Origin of the sequence: Spirosoma flavum (assembly GCF_042686045.1) — a bacterium.
GTDB classification, from domain to species: domain Bacteria; phylum Bacteroidota; class Bacteroidia; order Cytophagales; family Spirosomataceae; genus Spirosoma; species Spirosoma flavum.
This window is the reverse complement of the sequence record NZ_JBHUOM010000001.1, coordinates 43071-64789: the sequence shown is the minus strand read 5'-3', so window position 1 is coordinate 64789 and position 21719 is coordinate 43071. Positions and strand designations below refer to the sequence as shown.

Here is a 21719-nt window from a genome sequence, read left to right as displayed (position 1 = left end):
CGATCCTGGCACACGCTCAGAAACTCATGAATAATTCGGTCAACAATATGATTTGGTGGTGGCACTCTTCTCAAATGAGATGAAGGTTGCCGCTATTGTTGTTCACCAACAATTTTTATAAAGGCTCACCGTCATCACGGTGAGCCTTATTTTTTGCCCTATAATCAACTAAAACCTATGCCAACCCTCACGACCCCAACCACTTACCGCGTTGTTAGCCGTTACAAACGGATGCTGGCCGACATTATCACCCCGGTCAGCATTTATCTGCGCGTCCGCGACCGATTCCTGAATAGTATCCTGCTCGAAAGCTCTGATTATCATGGCAACGACAACAGTTTCTCCTATATCGCCTTTGATCCCGTTGCCCGTTTTTCGTATGAATCCAAGCTATTAACAGTCAGGATGCCCGGCGGAAATGAACAGACAAGCGAGTTACCCGAACCTGAAATGCTGGCGGCTCTTAAGCACTTTAAAGACAGTTTTCAGCACGAGAAAGCTCCATTCTCATTTATTACCAATGGGTTATTTGGTTACTTTGGCTACCCAGCCGTGCAAAGTTTCGAGGACATTTCGCTCCACGCACCAGTCCCGACAGAGAACCAGATTCCGGCGGCTGTTTTCGCTGTTTATCGGTATGTAATAGCCATCAACCACTTCAAAGACGAGCTTTATTTGTTCGAGCATAGCTACCTCCAGGATGGCGAAACCGAATCGGAGAGCACCCTCGATTATATCAGCGATCTGATTACAGGGCGAAACTACCCTACTTATTCGTTTAGTTCGGCGGGGGCAGAGCAGTCAAACTTTACGGACGATGAGTTTCGGGCAATCATTCAAAAAGGGAAAGACCACTGCCAACGGGGCGATGTGTTTCAGATTGTTTTATCTCGCCGGTTTTCTACGCCCTTTGTGGGTGATGAATTCAATGTTTATCGGGCGTTGCGCTCCCTGAACCCCTCCCCTTACCTGTTTTATTTCGATTACGGCAACTACAAATTGTTCGGCTCCTCGCCCGAATCGCAGATTGTTGTTAAAGATCGCAAAGCCACGATTTACCCTATTGCCGGAACATTCCGACGCACTGGTGACGATATTCGCGATGCCGAACTGGCTCAGAAACTCTACGACGATCCTAAAGAGTCGGCTGAACATGTTATGCTGGTCGATCTCGCCCGCAACGACCTGAGCCGCAATTGCGATGTCGTGAACGTCGAGACATTTAAGGAAGTGCAATATTATTCACATGTTATTCACCTCGTATCAAAAGTCGTTGGCGACCTCACCGAAACGGCTGACCCACTCCAAATTGTGGCTGAAACCTTCCCGGCGGGAACACTTTCGGGTGCGCCCAAGCATAACGCCATGCAATTGATTGACCGCTACGAAAACATAAGTCGTAGTTTTTATGCGGGCAGCATCGGCTATATGGGATTCGACGGTGAATTTAATCACTGCATTATGATACGGACGTTTATGAGTAAAGACAATACGCTTTATTATCAGGCAGGTGCTGGCGTAGTGGCAAAATCAGTCGTTGAGAGCGAATTACAGGAAGTTCACAACAAACTGGCGGCTCTGCGAATGGCTATTGAACAGGCAAAAACATTGTAATGTAATGCGGGTGGGAACCCGCTTGTATAAGCACATTTCGGGTTTCCACCCGCGCTATAACTATGAAACTTTTAGTATTAGACAACTACGATTCATTCACCTATAATCTCGTTTATATTCTTCGGGAGCTGGGGTATCGGCCAGAGGTGATCAGGAATGACAAAATCGCCCTTGACGATGTTGGGGAATATGACAAAATCATGCTCTCGCCTGGGCCGGGCATTCCCTCCGAAGCGGGTATCATGCAGAGTTTAGTAGCTGAGTATGGCCCAACAAAAAGTATTCTGGGCATTTGTCTGGGCCATCAGGGCATTGGCGAAGTATATGGTGCAACACTCGAAAACCTCGGCGATGTGTTACATGGGGTCGCGCATCGGGCCACTGTTATTGACCCTTCTGAAGCAATTTTCGCTGATATCCCGGACACACTGACTGTTGGCCGCTATCATTCCTGGACTGTTGCGCCTGATTCTGTACCTGCCGACCTGCGAATCACAGCCATAGATGAGCAGGGCCGCGTGATGGGTTTGTCGCACACCCGCTTCGACGTGAAAGGATTGCAATTCCATCCAGAATCTGTCCTGACCGAGAATGGGGTGAAGATGATAAAAAATTGGTTAGCCATATAGAGACTGGTCCACCGACGGTTTCTACAAATAAAGACTTCATGAAAGCCATTCTGAACCACCTGTTCGAATATAAATTTTTAACGAAGGACCAATCCCGCGAAGTCTTACTCGGCATTGGCCGGGGAGAATATAACCCCGCCCAAATTGCCTCATTTCTAACGGTTTACATGATGCGCAGCTTGCGACTGGAAGAACTCGAAGGATTCCGCGATGCGATGCTTGAGCTTTGTTTACCCGTTGATCTTGACGCGTATGACCCAATGGACCTCTGCGGAACCGGGGGCGACGGGAAAGACACGTTTAACATCTCGACATTATCTTCATTTGTCGTAGCGGGAGCCGGTCAACGCGTTGCCAAACATGGTAACCACGGCGTATCGTCGCTCGTTGGGTCATCGACGGTGATGGAACGACTTGGTTATCAGTTCACCAACGACGTAGGTGAATTGCAACGCAAGATGGAAACGGCAGGAATTTGTTTCCTCCACGCGCCCCTGTTTCACCCAGCGATGAAGAATGTTGCCCCTATCCGACGAGATTTGGGCGTAAAGACATTTTTTAACGTGCTCGGTCCTATGATTAACCCGGCAAGGCCTGCTAAACAGCTTGTTGGTGTGTTCAATCTTGAATTGGCGCGATTATATGCTTACCTTTATCAGCAAACCGATAAGCGGTTTATGATTCTGCACGCACTGGATGGATACGACGAAATTTCGCTAACGGGGCCGTTCAAAGTCATTAGTAATATGACCGAACAAGTCCTTGAGCCAGCGCAATTAGGTATGGATACCTTAACACCTGAATCACTGGCTGGCGGCCAAACGTTAGACGAGTCGGCGCAGATATTTTTGAACGTCCTGAATGACGAATCCACCTCGGCTCAAAAGCAGGCAGTTTTAGCCAATTCAGCCATGGCGCTGCTGGCTGCTGGCAAAGCCGAAACCCGCGAAGAGGCCGTAGCGATGGCCCGCGAGTCGCTGGAAAGCAAACGGGCGTTGGCGTGTTTTAAGAAATTGATAGCATGACGATTCTTGACGAAATAGTTGCCCAAAAGCGAATAGAAGTAGAACAGCGAAAAGCGGCCATCTCGGTATCGTCGCTAGAGCAAATGCCTGATTTCAAACGCCAGGCGTTATCGGCGCGGGACGCCATACAGGATTTACACTCGACGGGCATCATTGCCGAGTTCAAACGTAAATCACCCTCCAGAGGAATCATTAACGATTGGGCCGACGTAGCTATCACGACGCAGGGCTACGTAAAGGCAGGCGCAGCAGTATTGTCGATATTAACCGACGAGCCGTTTTTTGGCGGTACTCTCGCTGATTTACAAGCCGCCCGACTGGCAAATCCGGAAACCCCAATTTTACGTAAAGATTTCATCATTGATCGGTATCAACTTCTCGAAGCCAAAGCGTGGGGAGCCGATCTAGTGCTGCTAATTGCCGCTTGCCTAACGCCCGAAGAAGTTATTGAGCTTAGTCTTCAGGCGCACGATTTAAGCATGCAGGTATTACTCGAAGTGCATGATGAAGATGAGTTGGATCGCTCGCTAACCCATACAATCGATTTGGTGGGCGTTAATAATCGTGACCTTAAAACGTTTACGACATCCATCGAAACATCGCTACGATTAGTGGAACGGATTCCCGACACGTTTGCCAAGATAACTGAAAGTGGCCTGCACGACGCCGATACAATGTTGACCCTGTTTCGGGCGGGTTTCGATGGTTTTCTGATTGGCGAAGCCTTCATGAAAACGACCGATCCGGCCAATGCATTAGCCTCTTTGGTCTCTCAATACGTTATAAACAATACGTTATCCATTTAACTTGTACAGCCATGAAAATCAAAGTGTGCGGTCTGCGTGATGCCGACAACCTGAAAGAGATTGCCGCCCTTGGTCCTGATTTTGTTGGATTTATATTTTACGATCAGTCACCCCGCTTTGTAGGCGAAGAGTTAGATGTTGATGTTGTAAGAGCATTGCCACGCTCAATTAGAAAGGTCGGTGTGTTTGTGAACGCCAGCCCGGATTATATTCTGCGGTCCGTTAAGAAATATGATTTTCAATACGTGCAGTTACACGGTAACGAAACGCCGGAATATTGTCGAAGCCTGCGCAATCGGGGTATCAACATTATTAAAGCGTTTCGGGTTAATGAGTCGTTCAACTTCTCGATGTTGAACAACTACAAAGCCCAGTGCGATTTTTTCCTGTTTGATGCTAAAGGCGATCAGCCAGGTGGAAACGGGATTACGTTTGACTGGAGCATCCTAAGCCGTTATGACAATGAGAAACCGTTTTTCATTAGTGGTGGTATTGGTCTGGACAACCTCGACCAGCTAGCTGCGCTGAAAGGCATAAAGCCCTACGGTGTCGATGTTAATAGCCATGTCGAAACCGAGCCAGGCGTAAAAGACGTGGCACAAGTGAAAGAACTCATTACTCGGCTGAGGCCAATTGAGGAAGAAGAAACTGTTTAGTTATGCAAACCACTCTCGAACCTAAAACCTCTTTCGAGGTCTCAAATAAAGGATTTTATGGCCATTTCGGTGGAGCGTTCATTCCTGAAATGCTTTATCCGAACGTTGAAGAACTACGGCAGAATTACCTTAAGATTATTGCCGACCCGACGTTTCAGGCCGAATTTTGGCAATTGCTGGAAGATTACGTTGGGCGGCCAACGCCTTTGTTCCTCGCAAAACGCCTGTCAGCACATATTGGCGCAACGATTTACTTAAAACGTGAGGATCTTTGCCACACTGGTGCGCATAAAATCAATAACACAATTGGCCAGATTCTGGTAGCGCAACGTCTTGGCAAGCAGCGTATCGTGGCCGAAACCGGAGCGGGTCAGCACGGAGTAGCTACGGCAACGGTCTGTGCCCTGATGGGCTTGGAATGCATTGTCTACATGGGTAGCATCGACATGGAACGCCAGCAGCCAAACGTAGATCGGATGCGGATGCTTGGCGCAACGGTTATTCCGGCAACATCGGGGAGCCAGACGCTTAAGGATGCGACCAACGAAGCGATGCGCCATTGGATTAATAACCCGGTCGACACGCATTACATCATTGGTTCTGTAGTCGGTCCACACCCCTACCCCGATATGGTTGCTCGATTTCAGTCAGTTATTTCCGAAGAGATCAAGAAACAACTTTTTGCTAAAACGGGTAGTGAGAATCCAGATTATGTTGTGGCTTGCGTTGGCGGTGGCAGTAATGCGGCTGGTGCATTTTACCACTATCTAAACGAGCCATCAGTGCGCCTGGTCGCAGCCGAAGCAGCTGGTCAGGGCGTTAACTCAGGCCACTCAGCCGCAACTACCGCCCTTGGCAAACCAGGTGTATTGCACGGAAGCCGCACGATTTTAATGCAAACAGAAGACGGTCAGGTAACGGAGCCGTATTCTATCTCGGCAGGTTTAGACTATCCGGGTATCGGTCCTCTTCACGCCCATTTGTTTGAATCAGGCCGGGGTGATTTCTACGCCATTACTGACGGCGAAGCCTTACATGCGGGTTTTCAATTAAGTAAACTGGAAGGCATTATACCCGCGCTGGAAACAGCCCATGCGCTGGCAGCACTTGAGAAAATGACACTCAACCCCACCGATGTTGTCGTGGTTTGTCTGTCTGGCCGGGGAGATAAAGATTTGAGTACCTACTCAAAGTTTTTGTAGCCTGTAAAAACGGGCCGGTGCGCCGGGCAATATTACTCCACTTTACATAACCGATGACTCAGGAACTAACTCAAAATCGTATCAGCAACCTCTTCGCGCAAAAAAGTGAGCGGTTACTGAACGTATATTTTACAGCCGGATTTCCTAACCTTGACGATACAACGACTATCCTGCGTGGCTTACAGGCGGCTGGTGTAGACCTTGTTGAGATTGGGATGCCCTACTCTGATCCCGTTGCCGACGGCGAAACTATTCAGCAAAGTAACGGTCACGCATTGGCGAATGGGATGTCATTGAAAACACTTTTTTCCCAATTAGCTGATTGTCGTAACACTACATATGGTGAGCCAGTTACGGTGCCGATTCTACTAATGGGTTACATCAACCCCGTTCTACAATTTGGGGTTGAAAATTTCTGCCAAAAGTGTCAGGAAGTGGGTGTTGATGGCGTTATTTTGCCCGACTTACCACTGGATTTGTACCTTAATGACTATGCGTCTATTTTCCGTCGGTATGGCATTTTGAATGTACACCTTATTACGCCACAAACGACAGAGGACCGAATTCGGCTCATTGACGAGGAATCAGACGGGTTTATTTATATGGTATCCTCGGCTAGTATAACCGGCTCGGTGAAAGGTATCAGCGATTCAATGATGACCTACTTTGAGCGAATTCAAGCCATGAATTTGCGAAATCCGCGCCTTATTGGCTTTGGTATTAACAACCATGAAACCTTCGATATGGCCAGTCAATACTCAAATGGCGCTATTGTTGGTAGTGCCTTTATCCGGCATCTGTCCGAAAAAGGAACATCTCCGGAGAGCATCCGGGCGTTTGTAGAAACGATTCGGGCGTAACGACTACCTTTGCGGCATGAATTCCGAGATTAATTTTGATAAGTCCCCCGACGGTCTCATTCCGGTCGTGATTCAGGATGCCGAAACGGGTAAAATTCTGATGCTGGGTTACATGAATCGTGCGGCCTACGACAAAACGGTCGCCGAGAATATCGTGACGTTTTTCAGCCGGAGTAAACAACGACTTTGGACCAAGGGCGAAACATCCAACAATTTCCTGCACGTTCAGACTATTTTAGTTGACTGCGACGGCGATACAATACTGATCAAATCCACCCCTGCCGGACCAACCTGCCACACGGGTGCCGATACCTGCTTTGACGAGGTAAACCAAGGGAAAGGCCAGTTCTTAAATTATCTGCAAGGAATCATTCACGACCGGAAGGTTAATCCATCCGAAAAATCCTACACAACGAGTTTATTTGAACTGGGTGTGAACAAGATTGCACAAAAAGTTGGTGAAGAGGCTGTCGAGTTAGTAATCGAAGCTAAAGACGACAACGACGACTTATTTAAGGGAGAGGCTGCTGACCTGCTATTCCATTTCTTAGTTCTGTTGGAGCATAAAAATATGGATCTCGACGACATTGTGGCGGTATTACAGTCACGGCATAAAAAACAATAGATTCGGATTTGAGGTTAGTTTGTTCGACATTGGCAGGCATCAAACTAATGTTTGAGCAATGTTCTCACCAAACACATTTTTTTTTCATGGGACTGATTATTCGTATTCTTATCAGCGCAGTAGCCGTTTGGGTCGCTGCCTATTTCATTCCAGGTGTTTCAGTAACCGGCGGAGCTGGCACGTACCTGGTTGTCGCCATCGTATTGGGTCTGTTAAACGCGTTTATCAAACCCATTCTAACGGTTCTGACCATCCCAATTACCATTATTACTCTCGGCTTGTTTCTGTTGGTTCTTAACGTCTTAATGGTTTATCTGACAGCGTATTTAGTCCCGAACTTTCACGTCACTGGTTTCATCGCGGCTCTGCTTTTCAGTTTTGTCGTTTCCATTGTAACGGCTTTAATTGACGCGATTGTCTAACCAGAGGTCTACGTTAAAAATGAAGAATGCCATAACGTTGATGTTATGGCATTCTTCATTTTTAAGGATCATACTTACAGATTTAAAGTCAGTCTTCAAACGTCATGCAAGCTTGTTCAGTCTAAAAATAATTTACAATGACCTTTATTCAAACACCAAATGCACCTGTTCCGGGTGGACATTATTCGCAGGCTGTAATTCATAATGGACAAATTTATGTGGCGGGAATTCTGCCCATTACTGCCGAAGGTCAAAAACTAGCCGACGTATCTATTGCCGAACAAACGGAACAGATATTAGCCAATCTTGACGCTATTCTGCAAGCCGCCGGTAGCAAACGAGACAACGTATTGAAGGTAACCGTTTTTATCACAGATATCAGTGCGTGGGGCACGGTCAATCAAGTGTATGCTCAATTCTTTTGTGACCATCGCCCGGCCCGTACCGTTGTACCCGTTACTCCTTTGCATTATGGATTCAGTATTGAGTTAGACGCTATTGCGTTTGTTTGAGTACCCATCCCAGCCACTTTGTGACTGATTACCCTACCAAAAAATCAGCTTATTTATTATGGAGTCAGGTTCTCGAACCTGACTCCATAATGACTCAAACCTGACTCCACCAGATCATTATTCTACTTCACCTTCACTCGCTCTCCGGCAGAGTGGGCAGAGAATTCCGGTGCATAAAAGCATTGTACTGTAGCGACACCCGCCGAGAAATCACCCGTCTGGGCAACGCGCAAGTCATACTCAAATACATGCGTCCCAGTGGGTAGGTAGCTCATAAAGAAATCTGTGCTGGCATCGCGGGGCGATTCGTAATAACCCAGCCCATTCTGGTATTTGTAGCCCGATAAAGCCGCCACGGGCTCAAAACCTGACGCCCGACCATCTTTAAGGTGGACATATTCCATTGCCCGATCAGTTTTCAGCAACAACCGAACTTTGATTAGATCACCCGGTTTAAGATTCTTCTGAGACGCTACAGTTGTAATAATTGGTCCACTTGGTGAATCGTGCTGAACATAAAGCGTTTTCTGTACAGACAACCCTGCGCTACCTGGTTCAACATGATCAAGTGGTTCGAAATGCTGCCAATATAAGGCACCCCAAGCGGGACCATCGGCTTTTTTCGTGATTTGAATAACCCCCATCTCTGGCTTGATTTCGCTAGCGGCATAAGTCACTTTCTGATAACCAGTGATTATCTCGGTTTTTGTAATACGGCTTTCGATAGGCTGACCACCCAAAGTAACTTGCGTATTTACACCCGTACTAAGCCAGTCGCCACCCCGTAACAGAAGTGCATAAATGGCCTCGGTTGTGGCTTTGGTTGATGACCATGACTGCGTTTGTTTCTGGCGCAGCAGCCAGCGTTTCATATTATCGACTGTTGCCCGATCCTGTTTAATTTCGTCAAACGCTTCAATTAGATAAGCCTGCGTTTCAATGGGCGTTTGATACCAATTTAACCCACTTTGGTTATCAGGCCAATACACGCCCAACTCATCAGATTCTCGTGCCCGTTCGCGTAGAGAGCGCAGGATGCCGTCAGGCGTTTTGGCATCACCGAACCGATGGAGAGCCATTGCCGCCAGAGCCTGCCCTTGTAAACTTTGATTGGGCCAATCACTAGCCACATGCTGCTTCAGGTAAGCTAATACCGCTTTATCAATTGGTTTATCCAGATAAAAACTGCGGGCATACAAGTACTGCGTGGCCAAGAAATACCAGGAACTGGCAACTTTACTTTTCTTTTTCGACTCTTCTTTTTTCTGTTCATCTACCCACTGCTTCATTTCGGCATCGGCATATTGGATAGCATTAAGATGCATCTCGCTCAACTCAGAAAGCATACCGGCAGGAAAGCGAACCCCTAACTTCTGCAAATGGCCAAATCCACCCAGAATGTGTAATGTTATAGCCAAATTGGGTTCCATCCCGCCAAACCACCGAAAACCGCCCCCGGCTGGAGTGCCCCCGGCGGTCTGTAGTTCTTTCAATTTCTCAAAAGCCCGAATTTGTTCGCTCTCCATTCGGTTAGCGTCGAGCAATTGTCCCAGCTTCGCTTGTCGGGCAGTTTCGGAGCGAGCATCAGCCAGCCAGGGCGAATTTTCCAACATAACGCCTTTCAACTCCTCGTTCGATTCTAAGGGACTGCGGGGTGGCGTTTTCTGCCATTCTGTAATTACCTGCTTAAAAGCCGGTTTGCTGACTACGATGTGGGCCGCCAAACTGTTGGCATATAGTCGGCTGAATAGCTGTTCGGCACACTCGTAACGATACTCCATTAGATACGGCAACGATTGCAGCGCGTACCAGGTCGGGTTACTCGTTACCTCTACAGTTAGCCGTTCATGCTGCACAGGTAATTCAGGAGAGAGACTGGTTAAGGCTTTAAGTTTAAACTCCTTAGTCACCGTGGAATGTGACCCCGTTCCGTTCACCCAAAATGGTTGTGTGTCAGTCACAAGTATTCGATTGGGCAATACGGGTACCGTAAATTCTTCGCCATCGGTGAACAAGCCAGAACGAGCCGTTAACCGACAGGTTACCGTTTCGAGACCCGCTGGAATAATCAATGTCCAACCAACAACTTGACCTTGTCCGGCAGCTATGGTCATTACTGTTTGAAGATTACCGGTTGTAAGTTTCTGATTGATAGGCTCGCCGGTAAGAGCATCCAGTAAACTAAGGATTGCCGTAGCTGACATGGTTTTGTCAGTTAGGTTGTTAACACGAGCCGTTAGCCGGATAGTGTCGCCTTCTCGCAGGAAACGGGGCGCATTAGCCGTAATCATTAACTCCTTCTGCGTAATAATCTCCCGCTCAAGCGTACCAGTTTTAAGGTCTTTCGTATGCGCGAATGCCAACAGTCGCCAACGGGTGAGGGCTTCCGGCATCGTGAACTTCATTACTATATGCCCTTTCTCGTCGGTTTTAAGTTGGGGTAAGAAAAAGGCAGTTTCATTAAAATTACGGCGCGGGTTGATAATCGGGTCTTGATTTGGGTTAGATTTCGATTTGTCATTTGGCTCAGCAGCAACGGCTTCATTCAATTCAATAATTTCCTGACCACTGGCTGACGCATCCTGCATGGGAGCCGCAGCCCGACTCGCGCTCATCTTGGCAACGGCACCGGTCAACTGTCGGCCTCCGCCATATCCACTACGAATTCGTATAATGTCGTTTCGTCCACCCCCCGTCAACTGATCATATCGGCGCGTTGGCATGGGCGGTTCCGGACGGTAACGAAATAAAATAGTATTACTGAATCGAACCGCAAAACTTCCCGATTCCCAGCCATAGAAAATAGGTGAGTAAGGCTGGTAAAATGTTGTTGGCCAGTCTAGTTTGTCAAAAGAATCCAGCGACGCATCGTAGAGTGTTGCTACCAATTCGGCAGGTTTCTTGTCTAAACCACTAATGATTAAGGTCCATTCTTCGCGTTCGCCGGGTTTAAGTTTATTCCGGAATGTCTGGGTGGCGATCTGGAGCTGTTTGTTGGTGAATGGTACTGTAATGGTCTGTGATTTCTGATAAAGCCGCCCGTTTTGCACCATTGCAAAATGCACCGCAAACCCACCACGCTGCCGTTCAGTAACGGATAAAGCCACACGTTGGGGTCGACCATCAGTTTTCAGCCATTCCTGCCGGACTATCTTCTGGTTCTCTTCTATAGTCATCAAGATCCAGCCTGGTTGACTGTTTCCAACCCAGAAGACAGCTTCCTCCCCCGGTTCGGTAGTGGCTTTACGAATCTGCACCCAATCGTCAGCCCGTGCAGAAGCCACCGGCTGTTTGTCATTCACGACCGCAAAAAATGTCCTGTCGCTGGTTTTTTCTCCCGTCGAATCCACAACGGTTAATTCAGCAACGTATTCGCCGGGAGTAAAGCGACTTAAGTCCGGTTTTATGAGCGAATCGGCTGGCGTTTGAATAGCCTGTTGCTGTACCATTTCGCCTTTGGGCCAGAAACGAGGATCGTTTTCATTGGCAAACAAATCATTCGGGAATAGTCGCTCAAACTCAGCGCGACCCAATAGTTGACGATCAGGCCGGGTCCACAGGCGACTACGCAAAAGCCTAGTTGGTGGTTGCAGTTTATAAATCGTCACTTGCCCTTTTACCGCTACTTTCTCACCCGATTGATTCGTAATTTTTATGGGGAAGGCGATTGGTTTATCGGTCTCCACCTGCGCCGGAATGGACAAACTAACTTGTAGGGCCGAGTAGCCGATGCGAAGAGTTTGGGTACTGCTACGCGTTTCGCCCGCCCGATCTGTTACATCAGTCGTTATGCTAAACTCAAAAATGGGATTATCCTGACGAGATTTTTCAAGATCAGGGGAGGCTGTAAATACAACATTTATAATTCCTTGGGCATCTGTTTTCGTCGTTCCATTGGTAATCTCAGTTTGACCTGTGTTTGAGGAACCTCCACCCCGGTACATAGACCACCATTCCCAACGTGGCCGGAGTTTTCGTACCACTCGATAGCGCACTTCGGCCCCATCGACAACCGCGCCAGAAAAGGTTTTAGCCTCTGCGGTAAGTGTGATAGTCTGGCCCAGTTTAAACGACTGTTTTATGGGTTTAGCCTTTACCTCAAACGTTGGCCGCTTGTATTCTTCTACCCGAACACTAGTACTTCCAAACGGTGTTTGTAAGATCATGACACCCGTTAACCGCCCGACCGGAGCCGTAAAACTGGCCGTGAACGTACCGAACTCATTGGTTTTGAGCGTTTGTTGAGCTACGCGCTCGCCGTTCTGATCAAGCAGTTCAACGGCTACGTCCCGATCAGCAACGACACCAAATTGATTTACTTTGCCATCATACAGCAAACCTTTGACATAGATTAGCTGACCGGGTCGGTAAATGGCCCGGTCGGTGAAGAGTTTGACGTTGGACTGAACCGCTTCCTTATTTTGATTTCCGTAATAGTTGTAATAAAATTGCTGATCAGAAAGTAGGGTATCATCGCCAGCCGTTAGCAGGTATCGAAAGCTGGTTTGCAGCGGCATATTGCCCATTGGCACCTTAACTTGCCCATTAGCATCCGTTCGAAATGAATTGCGGGGATCAGCAAGTACAAGTGTTTTTGTCTGCACAATGCCAACAGATGCCTTCTTCACAGGCTCACCCGTCATCCGGTTGGTTACGTAAACCGTTTTGTTTAGTTCGGGCGTATTGATAGGCGATAGCACATAACCGAGCGACGAAACCGTGAAGACCGCATATTGCACTGGTGCCGTTTCTGCCTGAAATTTATCGTCCGTGGTGGCCAGCACAATGTACTGGCCTGTTGGCAAACCAGACACGGGCATCTCAACTGAATGACTGTTCAGGTCTCCGTCATCGGGCAAGGTAACCGACTTTTCAATGACGGCAAGCCGTTTCAACAACGTATTGAATACCTTTTTTTGTTGATTCTCGTCGCCAACATTGTCCCAGTATGTTTGCATTTCTGCCGTATTTATCCTGACAATTCGGTACAATACCTTAACGACATTTTGGTAAGTTACCAATACCCGAAACGGCTGATTCGGGACATTTACCTGCTCAACCTGTACCGAATAGGTTGGTAACAGCAACCGGTTCAGTAACTGAGCAGCCTGTTTTGCGGCCAGTGTTTTTGGAAACCGTTTGATCAAATCCCGGCAAATGTCGGCGGCTTGCTTATGATTCCATCGGGATTGATTTGGTTCTGATACAGCGTCATCTCCATCATCCAGTGGACGAACAGGAACGCCGTAGTTTGCCAAAAACTTAGCCAGTTGATACCCATATACCGCTTCGGTAGGCTGGCTTTTGGTTGTAGTAATCTGCTTTTCAAGTATTTGCCGATAAAGCGAGTCCTTATTGGGTACGACGCTATACCGATGGACAAAAGCCAACCGGAGTACATCAGCGTCGGCTAGCGCGTCCGGGTTAGTATCCGGCAGATGAAACGTCAACAGTTGCTGGTACAGCAGCAAAGCCTGATAACGACCTGATAGCGAATCGCGACTTTGTATGGTCAATTTTGCAAATAAGTCCGGTCCGGCAAGGTAGGCAGGCTGGTCTAACTCGAACTTAAAAACTGGTTTAAGCAGGTCAGGCTCCGTGTTTTGAAAAAATTCGATCGCACGATGTGCCAGCAGATCGTAGAGCGTGGGGCGAAGCGGGCGGGCGTCTGCATCACCTTTATCGAGGAGGGCGTCGTAAGTTGCGATGGGCGTTTTTTGGAGTAACTCTTTTGCTTTCACCGACGCCAGATAAGCGGTTGTCACGGCATCAATAAGCTGGTGGGCATCCCAAGTCACAAAATCAGCCGTTGAGTCAGCCGGTTTTTCAGGCTTATCTGGGGTAACGCCGGGCGCAGTCTTGCCTGTTGTTGCGCGGCCTATCGTGGCGCGATCATAAAACTTATAGCGATTTTGCTGAAAATATTGCCAGTACATATCGGCCAGTACTGATTGCAAGACCGATTTTGCTGGTTCAGGCGTATCAACGATATCGGTTCGGATCGACTTCACTAATTCAACGTACGCATTTTCATCCGAATAACTACGGAAAATCATGCGGTGCATGGCAGCCTTGGCAACCTGCGGGTAATTATGGGCCGCTTTCGCTTCTTTATAAATTCGGTTAACAATTTCCAACGCCGACTTAGGAAGCCCTTTAGTAGCCAACGAGTCAGCACGTTTCCAGTCGCGTGTGTACTCGGGTTGCGAACGGTTTTGTGCCGATGCAGCTAGGGCAATTAAAACAAAAAAAACAGATAGGTAAGGATGCATGGTGTGACGGTAGGTTGCCGAAATAGATGAAGATAGGAGTGTTTTTCCACAACGTTCACTACTATGATTCTGGTTTAGGTAAAAGGGTTTAATCCGTTTCTGTAAGTATCTTTAACCCAACCTGATCATTTAACTACGGATGTTATGCCTGCTATTTTACTTTTACTAGCGTACATTTTCTCGTTCACTCATCCTCCCAAGGTCGAAAAAACCTATCCGGTAGGGCAAATCAAGACGACTATGGGTGAAGTACTTTTCTGGCTATATGATGAAACTCCCACTCATAAGGCAAGCTTTGTAAAACTGGCTAATGAAGGGTATTGGGATACACTTACCTTCAATCGGGTAATCAATAATTTTGTCGCTCAGGGCGGTTGTCCAGACACTCCAGCGGGTTTTGCCGGATCACCTTATTTGTTGAAGCCGGAATTTCGACCAACCCTGCGACATGTATACGGAGCGGTTGGTGCCGGACGCGATAATAACCCGGAGATGCTTTCGGCAGGATGTCAGTTTTATATTGTGCAAAATAAGAAGGGTGAACACCGTCTTGACGATAAGTTTACCGTATTTGGGCAGGTTTTTAAGGGAATGGATGTAATTGATGCTATCGTTGCGGTTAAGAAAGACTCCACAAATAAGCCGCTAACGCCAATTAAGCTGGATGTGAATATAATCAATCTCACGGCTTCAGAATTAAAAAAACAGGGTTATACAATCAAGTAGCCCTGTTTTTTAATTTGGTGTATCTACTGCTTCAACAAAAAGGCGGCTAAATTAGCTAGTTGCTGGTCGTTTAGACCCATAGCGGTCGGGGCGGGCATAAGACTTGTTTTGTACTGTCGACGCGAGAGAACCTGATTGGCTGGAATAGCGTGTTTTTGACCTTTTATACCCTTAACAACCACTGATTGTTCACTGTCACTAACCAGAAAGCCGTAATATGCTTCGCCGGTTTTGGTCGTAATCAGCCAGGGTTCGTAGCCAAATGCAACGCTTGCGCTTGGATGGATGACAGCGTCTAACAAACTGTTCTTGTCAAATTTCTGGTGAATTTTCGTCAGTTCCGGGCCAATGTCGTTCCCCTGCTCACCATGTCGGTGGCAAGTAGCACAGTTCGTCTTAAAGACGATTTGGCCAGCCCGATCATCGCCTGTCAGCCCGGCAATTCGCGCAATTGCCGGGTCTGAACTAGTCGTGGCGACAATATCGGCATTATTAACCTTGGCGGGCGTTGTTTCCGCGGTTGCCGTCTGAACTGAATGTACAACAGGAGCGGTTTCCACCACAATCGGCGCTTCGGATTTGGTCGAAAAATATTCTTTCGCCATTGTCCGAACGCTCTGGTCCGGGTTTTTCAGAATCGTTGCCGTTATAGCTTTGGTTAACTTATCAGACAGTTTTTTGTCTGCTACCAGCCCAACCAGAATTCTGCCGCCTTCGGGATCACGGGCCATTTCGAGAGCTGTTCTTCGCTTTTCGGAATCGGTCTTAGAATCATCCAACAGTATTTGCCGACTAGTCATCATCTTCTGTTCTTCCTTCGACACCTTTGTGGGCATTATTTCCTCCCAATTTAAGAATTTAGCCCAGTCGTTACTACGGCGGAAACCCATCCAGTAAGTTGCCTGTTTCGCAATATCTGTATCGACTGATTTTGATAAATCGACCATTGCCTGAGCCGCCTTCTGGCTTTTAATGAAACCTATCGTTACAATAGCCTGTTGTCGGGCAGCGGCAGTAAGGGATGAAGCTTCAGCGCGTTTTTTCAGCATCGCTACAGCTGATGTCGGGTGTAATTCCCAAACGAGGTTCGCCATTCGCGGGTCCCACTCGACAGAATTTTCGGGCATCGTTTGGCGAATATCAGCAAACAGGGCTTCTTCTTTTCCGTCAGCAGCTTGACCGAGAGCGTCCAAATACCAGCGATCTTGCCCATCATAGCCTTTCACCAGATTTCTCAGTATAAACCGGCACTCATTAAAAGGAACATCACGCACAGCAATGGCAACTTCGCGCTGAACAGCGGTACTGCGGTCGGAAGATAAATTACCAATGAGCGGCAACAATGCCCGTTGCGAGGCTGTAAGGGCAGGATTCGATTTAGAATTTGCGGGGGTAATACTCCGTAAGGCCCGGAGAGCCGCCACTCGAACGGGCGCGTCAACAGCCTTGAGCAGTCGTTCTACTTCAAACTGACCTTCAGCCCCGAGTTGGGCAAGCAGGAAAATAGCGCGCGCCCGGTAGTAAGGATTTGGCGACGACAGAAGGGCCAACACCGGCTCAACGGCTTTTTCACCCTGCTCGGCAAGAGCCTCAAACCCAGCCATCCGTACATTTACAGCAGGGTTTAATAACGCGGCAATTTGTCCCTGTGTAGTACGCAAATCTATTTTGGGCGTTCTCAGATTTTTACCCTTGGGCGTGATGCGATAAATACGGCCATAGCCTTTGTGGTCCTGCATCTGATGACCACCCACAACAGGATCATACCAATCGGCAATGTAAATAGATCCATCTGTTCCAACGGTTACGTCGCTGGGACGAAACCACTTACGGGTATCATTCGTAACGGCATCCCACTTGTAATTAGCGTCTACTTTAGGAAATGTGCTGACAAAATCGGTGCGGGATAGCCGAAACCCAGCCCCAGAGGGTTCTGGTTTATAGCCAAAAATCACATTCCGTCCGGCATCGGCGCTCAGCAGCATTCCCCGGTATTGTGAACCAAGTTCATCGCCTTCATACATGACCATACCCGTAGGCGATCCCGCGCCTGTAATATCGCCAACGGGCATCACCCCAGGGTCTTCCTGATGCCAGTGCGCCGTGGGCACCGCTTGCCCAGGACGCTGATCGGCTTGCCAGGTGCGGGTGCCATCATCACTAAAATACCCGGCGTTTCCTCCTTCCATCAGCCAGCTCGTGCGGCAAGCCACCACCTCATCGTCGTTGTCGTTTTGCCACATGTTCCCGTAGGAGTCCAGAGCAATTTCGTAGTTGTTACGAAAATTATGCGCCATTACTTTTAGGTCAGACCCATCAGGATTAATGCGCAGAGCCAAGCCACCGGTCCAGATGCGGCCATCGTCGCTCACCTGATTGCCGTGGTTGATTTTATTATATGGGGTACCACCCACATACAAACTCCCCGACCGTAGTGTCCAGCCATCTTTGTCGGTCACTATGTGTGGTCCGGCATTCCCGGTGTTGAAGTAGTATTTACCATCGGGCCCGGCTACCACCGCATGAAGTGAATGGTCATGATCTAACCCACCAAACCCGGTCAGCATAATCTCTTTTTTATCGGGTTTATCATCGCCATTTTCATCGGTGTAGATGACCAGATTGGGCGAACAAGAAACAATAACCTTGTTTCCAATGACGGCAATGCCAAGGGGCGATACAAGATCAGGATCGGTCACGAATACTTTGCTGGCATCGGCTTTTCCATCGCCATTGGTATCTTCCAGAATAACAATGCGCTCACCTTCGGGATGATTGAGTCGCCCGGCGGCTTCGTTTTTAAATTTCCGGTAATTGACAGCTTCCGTAACCCATACCCGCCCCTTAACATCGATATCCATATTGGTTGGATTATAAAAGATAGGAGCCTCGGCCCACAGGGTGGCTTCGAGGTCGTTGGGCAGGTAGAGCATGGTCGAATCTGCCCCAGCCATCAGGCTCTGTTGCCGGAACGGTTCATTAGTTGACACTGGCATAACCAAGTCGGCAGTTGGTCGGAATGTTTGTCCGGCCAGGTATAAAAAACCAAGCGTTGTCAAAACGAATGGGAGCGGGGCAAGCGATAAATTACTGATTCTCATGACAAAATTCTTTTCACACGAATAGCGACCGCACGGTCTTGTTATTTTCAATATAACTGTCAAGCATCGGCTTCCCTTTGGGAACAGCCCCTTCTATATGTAGCCAGCCAGTGTAGTCAATGTCATTTAGTGCCCGTTGAACATTAAGCAGATTGACTTTCCCCTGACCGAGTAGATAACCGTTTTCTTTTAGGTGAATTTCGCAAATATTGTCATTACCGAGCATACGAATTTCGGTGAAAATATCATAGCCCATGTCAGTCGAGTTGCAGACATCATAATAAACCTTCACGGCTGGTGAACCAACGGCCTCCAGAATGGCCAAATGTTCGGGAGCCGACAGCCACGATTCAATTCCCAACACTACACCAGCCTTTTCAGCTTTCGGAGCAACTGCTTTTAAGCGTTCAATAACCACTTTGGTACCCTGCGGATCATTTTTCAAATCATTTTTCGAGAAGAAAGCCAATAGAATTTTCTTCACACCGAGGGCTTTTGCCACATCCACACTATCCTGCACCCACACTTCAGAACGCGGGTCTGATTTGTAGGGAATTTCATTCAGCAAACCAATAGCCAGCCCCCCAATTTGAACGCCCGCCCGACGAGCCGCGTTGTTGAACGCCTGCTGTGTGTCCGGGTTTCGAAGGTGTTCATGATCAGAAGCCGTATTTAAGCTTACTTGAACACCATCAAGACCGATTTGTTTAGCCACGTTAAAGGCGTTTATATCGCCCGCCGGACCAATAGACCAATCACAGGCACCAATTTTGAGGTGAGCTTTTGTTATTTCTGTTTCCGAAAAAGCGGAGTGTGCCAGCGTATAGAAACCAGCGCCAAGCGAGTAACGCAATGCATCACGACGATTCATCTGGAGTTATTGATAATGTTTCTCAAAGATACATATCCATGAAATATTCAACATAAACTATCTTAATTCTACTATCGGCCCTTTCGTGTGAACAGTTGTTATACCTAGCTTAGCATACTGACAATCGAAGCACTGTTTACTCTACAGTCTAACCATAAATGAAAATGAAAATATTTTATACTGCTTCCAACCGTTTGTTTCCTAATGAGGTCATTGGAGTGTCAACGTTGCTATGCAGGATGAATACGCATTAGTAGAAGGGTGCCGTCGGCAGGACCGAGTTATCCAGCGACAGCTCTATGAGCGGTTTGCCGGGAAGCTCTTTGTCATTTGTAAACGGTATATACATGATCCAGATGAAGCTGAAGACGTTTTGCAGGATGCATTTGTAAAGATTTACCGGCATATCGACTCATTTAGGTTCGAGTGCCCGCTGGAAGCATGGTTGAAACGGATAGTTATTAATACTGCCCTGAAAGCCATACGCAAACAGAAGCCGTGGGAACACACCTCCGACGTACAGGAACTGGCCTCGACGTTGCCGCAAGCCGACGAAAGTTTGCCAGCGTTGAACTACCAATACCTGCTACAACTCATTCAGGAATTACCGCCCGGTTGCCGGACGGTTTTTAATCTGTATGCTATCGAAGGCTATAACCACCCAGAGATTGCTGAAATGCTCGACATCGCAGAAGGCACATCTAAATCGCAGTATTCCCGGGCACGGGGCTTATTACAACAGAAATTACAATCGGATAAACGGTTTGCAGATGGGCACCCCGCCCAAGGTCGCCCATCATGAACAACGGCAATGAAATGGATGAATTAGAAAAAAACCTACCGGACGATTTTTGGCGGAAGGCATTTGAGGAAGCCGCCGAAACGCCACCACCACGCGTTTGGGCGGCCGTCGAACGTCGGTTAGATGAGTCCAACGGACCAAAAATTTTACCGCTCTGGGGAACGGGACTGGCATCGTCACGTCCGTTGCTGTGGGGTACTGGCTTGGCGGCTGCGATAACATTGCTACTAGTAGGCTGGTGGGCGGTTAAGACCGAATCGGTTACCCGATCCGTGGCGCGGGTGCAAAAAGCTAACCAAACCAGAAACGTAGCGGTTGCTCCTGACCTGCCATCGATGGCATCAACTGTGTTGCCAACAAATAAAGCCAGTAATGAACAAGCTGAAGCGACGGCTTACGCTACTAAATTACAACCAAGGCCGGTACGCCCAGCGGGTGGCTCAATTGATCAATCGTTGCGCTTACAATCGCAGGGGGGAGTAACTACTCGAACAGCCACCAAGCCATTTCCTAGTGTCAAGTCAATGGAAATCCAAACGGAGTTGGCTTCAGTCTTACTAGTTACAACACCCATTGAGTCCAGATATTTGGCCAGCCGAATGGCAATTGCTCCGTATGCGGCCAACGAAGGTGCAGTAGTACGCAACAGTGAGCGAAAATCAACCACGTTAGTCGCCTTCAATTCGCTCACAGGAAAACCAATGCGTTTGCGCACATTAAGCACCATTCAGCGGATTGTCTGGATTCGACCAACGGAATCGACGATGGAGCCGGAAGTGAGTAAATCGCAACACAAAGCCCGGGAAATGTGGGCATCGGTAAGTATGATGCCGGGCGCGTTCAATCCATCCGTATCGGTACGATCAGCGCAGTCTTCTGGCGCGGCTCTTGCTTCATCATCCACATCGAACCAGTCATCGGTCAACAGTCGGGCTAATTTTTCGGTGGCATATCAGGCAGGGGCGGGTGTCCAACTAACCGAACACTGGTCAGTGGAGTCAGGCATTGGGTATCTTTCGGGAAACTCAACGGTTGAGACCCCTGGTCAACAGGCAATGGCTACGGCCCAAATGGATTTACTTGCCAACCGAAATTCAGCAAACAACAATTTATATGTTGATGCCCTGCGGAATAGTTCGAAAGCCAGCAATCAGGCGAGCAATGCACCGGCGGCAAATTATACGGGTTTGGTGGCTGGTACGAGCCAGGCAAACTCATCTTATGACAACCGGAATCTGCAAACGATCAATAATAATTACCAATACATGCAGGTTCCCGTTCAGGTAGGGTATCAGTTTCGCCCCCGCAAACGGTTGAGTATGGCCGTGTTAGGTGGCTTGCTTACCAATATTTTTGTACGTAATACCGTTGGCGACGCGCTGGTAATCACGAATAAAGATGGCGTTTATCGGCCTTTATCATTATCGGCTACAATGGGGGCTCGATTCCGTTATCGGCCATCGCGTCGGTGGTCGGCTTCGCTAGCCGGTGTTTATCAGCCTTCGTTAGAACTGGGCACAAAAACTGACTCGCAGGTGCAAAGTCATCCTACCTCTACGGGAATGAGTTTCGGGGTTGATTATCACTTTTAATTGT

General features: G+C 48.1%; 16 protein-coding genes. 13 read left to right on the top strand and 3 right to left on the bottom strand.

The window, feature by feature from the left end; genetic code table 11:
- The first annotated feature begins 177 nt into the window (after positions 1–177).
- The 10 genes from ACFS25_RS00255 (at position 178) to ACFS25_RS00210 (ending at position 8351) form a co-directional block, all read left to right on the top strand.
- Positions 178–1614 (top strand): anthranilate synthase component I family protein, encoded by a 1437-nt coding sequence (locus ACFS25_RS00255; RefSeq protein ID WP_381496392.1) that lies wholly within the window; start codon positions 178–180, stop codon positions 1612–1614.
- A gap of 62 nt (positions 1615–1676) precedes the next feature.
- Entirely contained in the window at positions 1677–2243 is a 567-nt protein-coding gene (locus tag ACFS25_RS00250) for an anthranilate synthase component II (protein WP_381496390.1), read from the top strand.
- A gap of 38 nt (positions 2244–2281) precedes the next feature.
- The gene (gene trpD, locus ACFS25_RS00245; protein ID WP_381496388.1) at positions 2282–3268 is read left to right on the top strand and encodes an anthranilate phosphoribosyltransferase; all 987 of its coding nucleotides are present in this window, start codon (positions 2282–2284) and stop codon (positions 3266–3268) included.
- On the top strand, positions 3265–4074 hold the full coding sequence (gene trpC / locus ACFS25_RS00240) for an indole-3-glycerol phosphate synthase TrpC (RefSeq protein WP_381496386.1): 810 nt from the start codon (positions 3265–3267) through the stop codon (positions 4072–4074). The genes trpD and trpC overlap by 4 nt, the downstream gene beginning before the upstream one ends.
- A gap of 11 nt (positions 4075–4085) precedes the next feature.
- Positions 4086–4730, top strand: coding sequence for a phosphoribosylanthranilate isomerase (locus tag ACFS25_RS00235; protein ID WP_381496384.1), 645 nt, complete (start codon positions 4086–4088; stop codon positions 4728–4730).
- Positions 4731–4732: 2 nt separating this feature from the next.
- Entirely contained in the window at positions 4733–5932 is a 1200-nt protein-coding gene (gene trpB, locus ACFS25_RS00230) for a tryptophan synthase subunit beta (protein WP_381496381.1), read from the top strand.
- 53 nt (positions 5933–5985) lie between these two features.
- On the top strand, positions 5986–6792 hold the full coding sequence (gene trpA / locus ACFS25_RS00225) for a tryptophan synthase subunit alpha (RefSeq protein ID WP_381496379.1): 807 nt from the start codon (positions 5986–5988) through the stop codon (positions 6790–6792).
- Positions 6793–6808: 16 nt separating this feature from the next.
- Complete coding sequence (gene hisIE / locus ACFS25_RS00220; RefSeq protein WP_381496377.1) at positions 6809–7417, top strand: bifunctional phosphoribosyl-AMP cyclohydrolase/phosphoribosyl-ATP diphosphatase HisIE; 609 nt, start codon at positions 6809–6811, stop codon at positions 7415–7417.
- An 86-nt stretch (positions 7418–7503) separates the two neighbouring features.
- The gene (locus ACFS25_RS00215) at positions 7504–7839 is read left to right on the top strand and encodes a phage holin family protein (RefSeq protein WP_381496375.1); all 336 of its coding nucleotides are present in this window, start codon (positions 7504–7506) and stop codon (positions 7837–7839) included.
- A gap of 137 nt (positions 7840–7976) precedes the next feature.
- Positions 7977–8351 carry a RidA family protein gene (locus ACFS25_RS00210; RefSeq protein ID WP_381496373.1) on the top strand — a complete coding sequence of 125 codons (375 nt, stop codon included), beginning with the start codon at positions 7977–7979 and terminating at the stop codon, positions 8349–8351.
- Between the two features lie 122 nt (positions 8352–8473).
- Here the strand turns inward: ACFS25_RS00210 and ACFS25_RS00205 are convergent, their stop codons facing one another.
- On the bottom strand, positions 8474–14623 hold the full coding sequence (locus ACFS25_RS00205) for an alpha-2-macroglobulin family protein (RefSeq protein ID WP_381496371.1): 6150 nt from the start codon (positions 14621–14623) through the stop codon (positions 8474–8476).
- 144 nt (positions 14624–14767) lie between these two features.
- Between ACFS25_RS00205 and ACFS25_RS00200 the strand changes: the two genes are divergently transcribed.
- Positions 14768–15349, top strand: a complete 582-nt coding sequence (locus ACFS25_RS00200) for a peptidylprolyl isomerase (RefSeq protein ID WP_381496369.1) — start codon at positions 14768–14770, stop codon at positions 15347–15349.
- Between the two features lie 23 nt (positions 15350–15372).
- On the opposite strand, the gene ACFS25_RS00195 is transcribed toward ACFS25_RS00200, so the two are convergent.
- Both ACFS25_RS00195 and ACFS25_RS00190 read right to left on the bottom strand, forming a co-directional pair.
- A complete protein-coding gene (locus tag ACFS25_RS00195) occupies positions 15373–18450 on the bottom strand; it encodes a PVC-type heme-binding CxxCH protein (protein WP_381496367.1) in 3078 nt (1025 codons plus the stop codon).
- A 13-nt stretch (positions 18451–18463) separates the two neighbouring features.
- Positions 18464–19321, bottom strand: coding sequence for a sugar phosphate isomerase/epimerase family protein (locus ACFS25_RS00190; protein WP_381496365.1), 858 nt, complete (start codon positions 19319–19321; stop codon positions 18464–18466).
- A gap of 232 nt (positions 19322–19553) precedes the next feature.
- On the opposite strand from ACFS25_RS00190, the gene ACFS25_RS00185 reads away from it, so the two are divergent.
- Positions 19554–20123 carry an RNA polymerase sigma factor gene (locus tag ACFS25_RS00185; RefSeq protein ID WP_381496363.1) on the top strand — a complete coding sequence of 190 codons (570 nt, stop codon included), beginning with the start codon at positions 19554–19556 and terminating at the stop codon, positions 20121–20123.
- Positions 20120–21715 (top strand): hypothetical protein, encoded by a 1596-nt coding sequence (locus ACFS25_RS00180; RefSeq protein WP_381496361.1) that lies wholly within the window; start codon positions 20120–20122, stop codon positions 21713–21715. Before ACFS25_RS00185 ends, ACFS25_RS00180 begins: the two co-directional genes overlap by 4 nt.
- The last annotated feature ends 4 nt before the right edge of the window (positions 21716–21719 follow it).

Excerpts from the sequence above, each read along its gene's own strand:
- ACFS25_RS00255 (WP_381496392.1), top strand. The coding sequence starts at position 178 with ATGCCAACCCTCACGACCCCAACCACTTACCGCGTTGTTAGCCGTTAC.
- ACFS25_RS00250 (WP_381496390.1), top strand. The coding sequence starts at position 1,677 with ATGAAACTTTTAGTATTAGACAACTACGATTCATTCACCTATAATCTC.
- trpD (WP_381496388.1), top strand. The coding sequence starts at position 2,282 with ATGAAAGCCATTCTGAACCACCTGTTCGAATATAAATTTTTAACGAAG.
- trpC (WP_381496386.1), top strand. The coding sequence starts at position 3,265 with ATGACGATTCTTGACGAAATAGTTGCCCAAAAGCGAATAGAAGTAGAA.
- ACFS25_RS00235 (WP_381496384.1), top strand. The coding sequence starts at position 4,086 with ATGAAAATCAAAGTGTGCGGTCTGCGTGATGCCGACAACCTGAAAGAG.
- trpB (WP_381496381.1), top strand. The coding sequence starts at position 4,733 with ATGCAAACCACTCTCGAACCTAAAACCTCTTTCGAGGTCTCAAATAAA.
- trpA (WP_381496379.1), top strand. The coding sequence starts at position 5,986 with ATGACTCAGGAACTAACTCAAAATCGTATCAGCAACCTCTTCGCGCAA.
- hisIE (WP_381496377.1), top strand. The coding sequence starts at position 6,809 with ATGAATTCCGAGATTAATTTTGATAAGTCCCCCGACGGTCTCATTCCG.
- ACFS25_RS00215 (WP_381496375.1), top strand. The coding sequence starts at position 7,504 with ATGGGACTGATTATTCGTATTCTTATCAGCGCAGTAGCCGTTTGGGTC.
- ACFS25_RS00210 (WP_381496373.1), top strand. The coding sequence starts at position 7,977 with ATGACCTTTATTCAAACACCAAATGCACCTGTTCCGGGTGGACATTAT.
- ACFS25_RS00205 (WP_381496371.1), bottom strand. The coding sequence starts at position 14,623 with ATGCATCCTTACCTATCTGTTTTTTTTGTTTTAATTGCCCTAGCTGCA.
- ACFS25_RS00200 (WP_381496369.1), top strand. The coding sequence starts at position 14,768 with ATGCCTGCTATTTTACTTTTACTAGCGTACATTTTCTCGTTCACTCAT.
- ACFS25_RS00195 (WP_381496367.1), bottom strand. The coding sequence starts at position 18,450 with ATGAGAATCAGTAATTTATCGCTTGCCCCGCTCCCATTCGTTTTGACA.
- ACFS25_RS00190 (WP_381496365.1), bottom strand. The coding sequence starts at position 19,321 with ATGAATCGTCGTGATGCATTGCGTTACTCGCTTGGCGCTGGTTTCTAT.
- ACFS25_RS00185 (WP_381496363.1), top strand. The coding sequence starts at position 19,554 with ATGCAGGATGAATACGCATTAGTAGAAGGGTGCCGTCGGCAGGACCGA.
- ACFS25_RS00180 (WP_381496361.1), top strand. The coding sequence starts at position 20,120 with ATGAACAACGGCAATGAAATGGATGAATTAGAAAAAAACCTACCGGAC.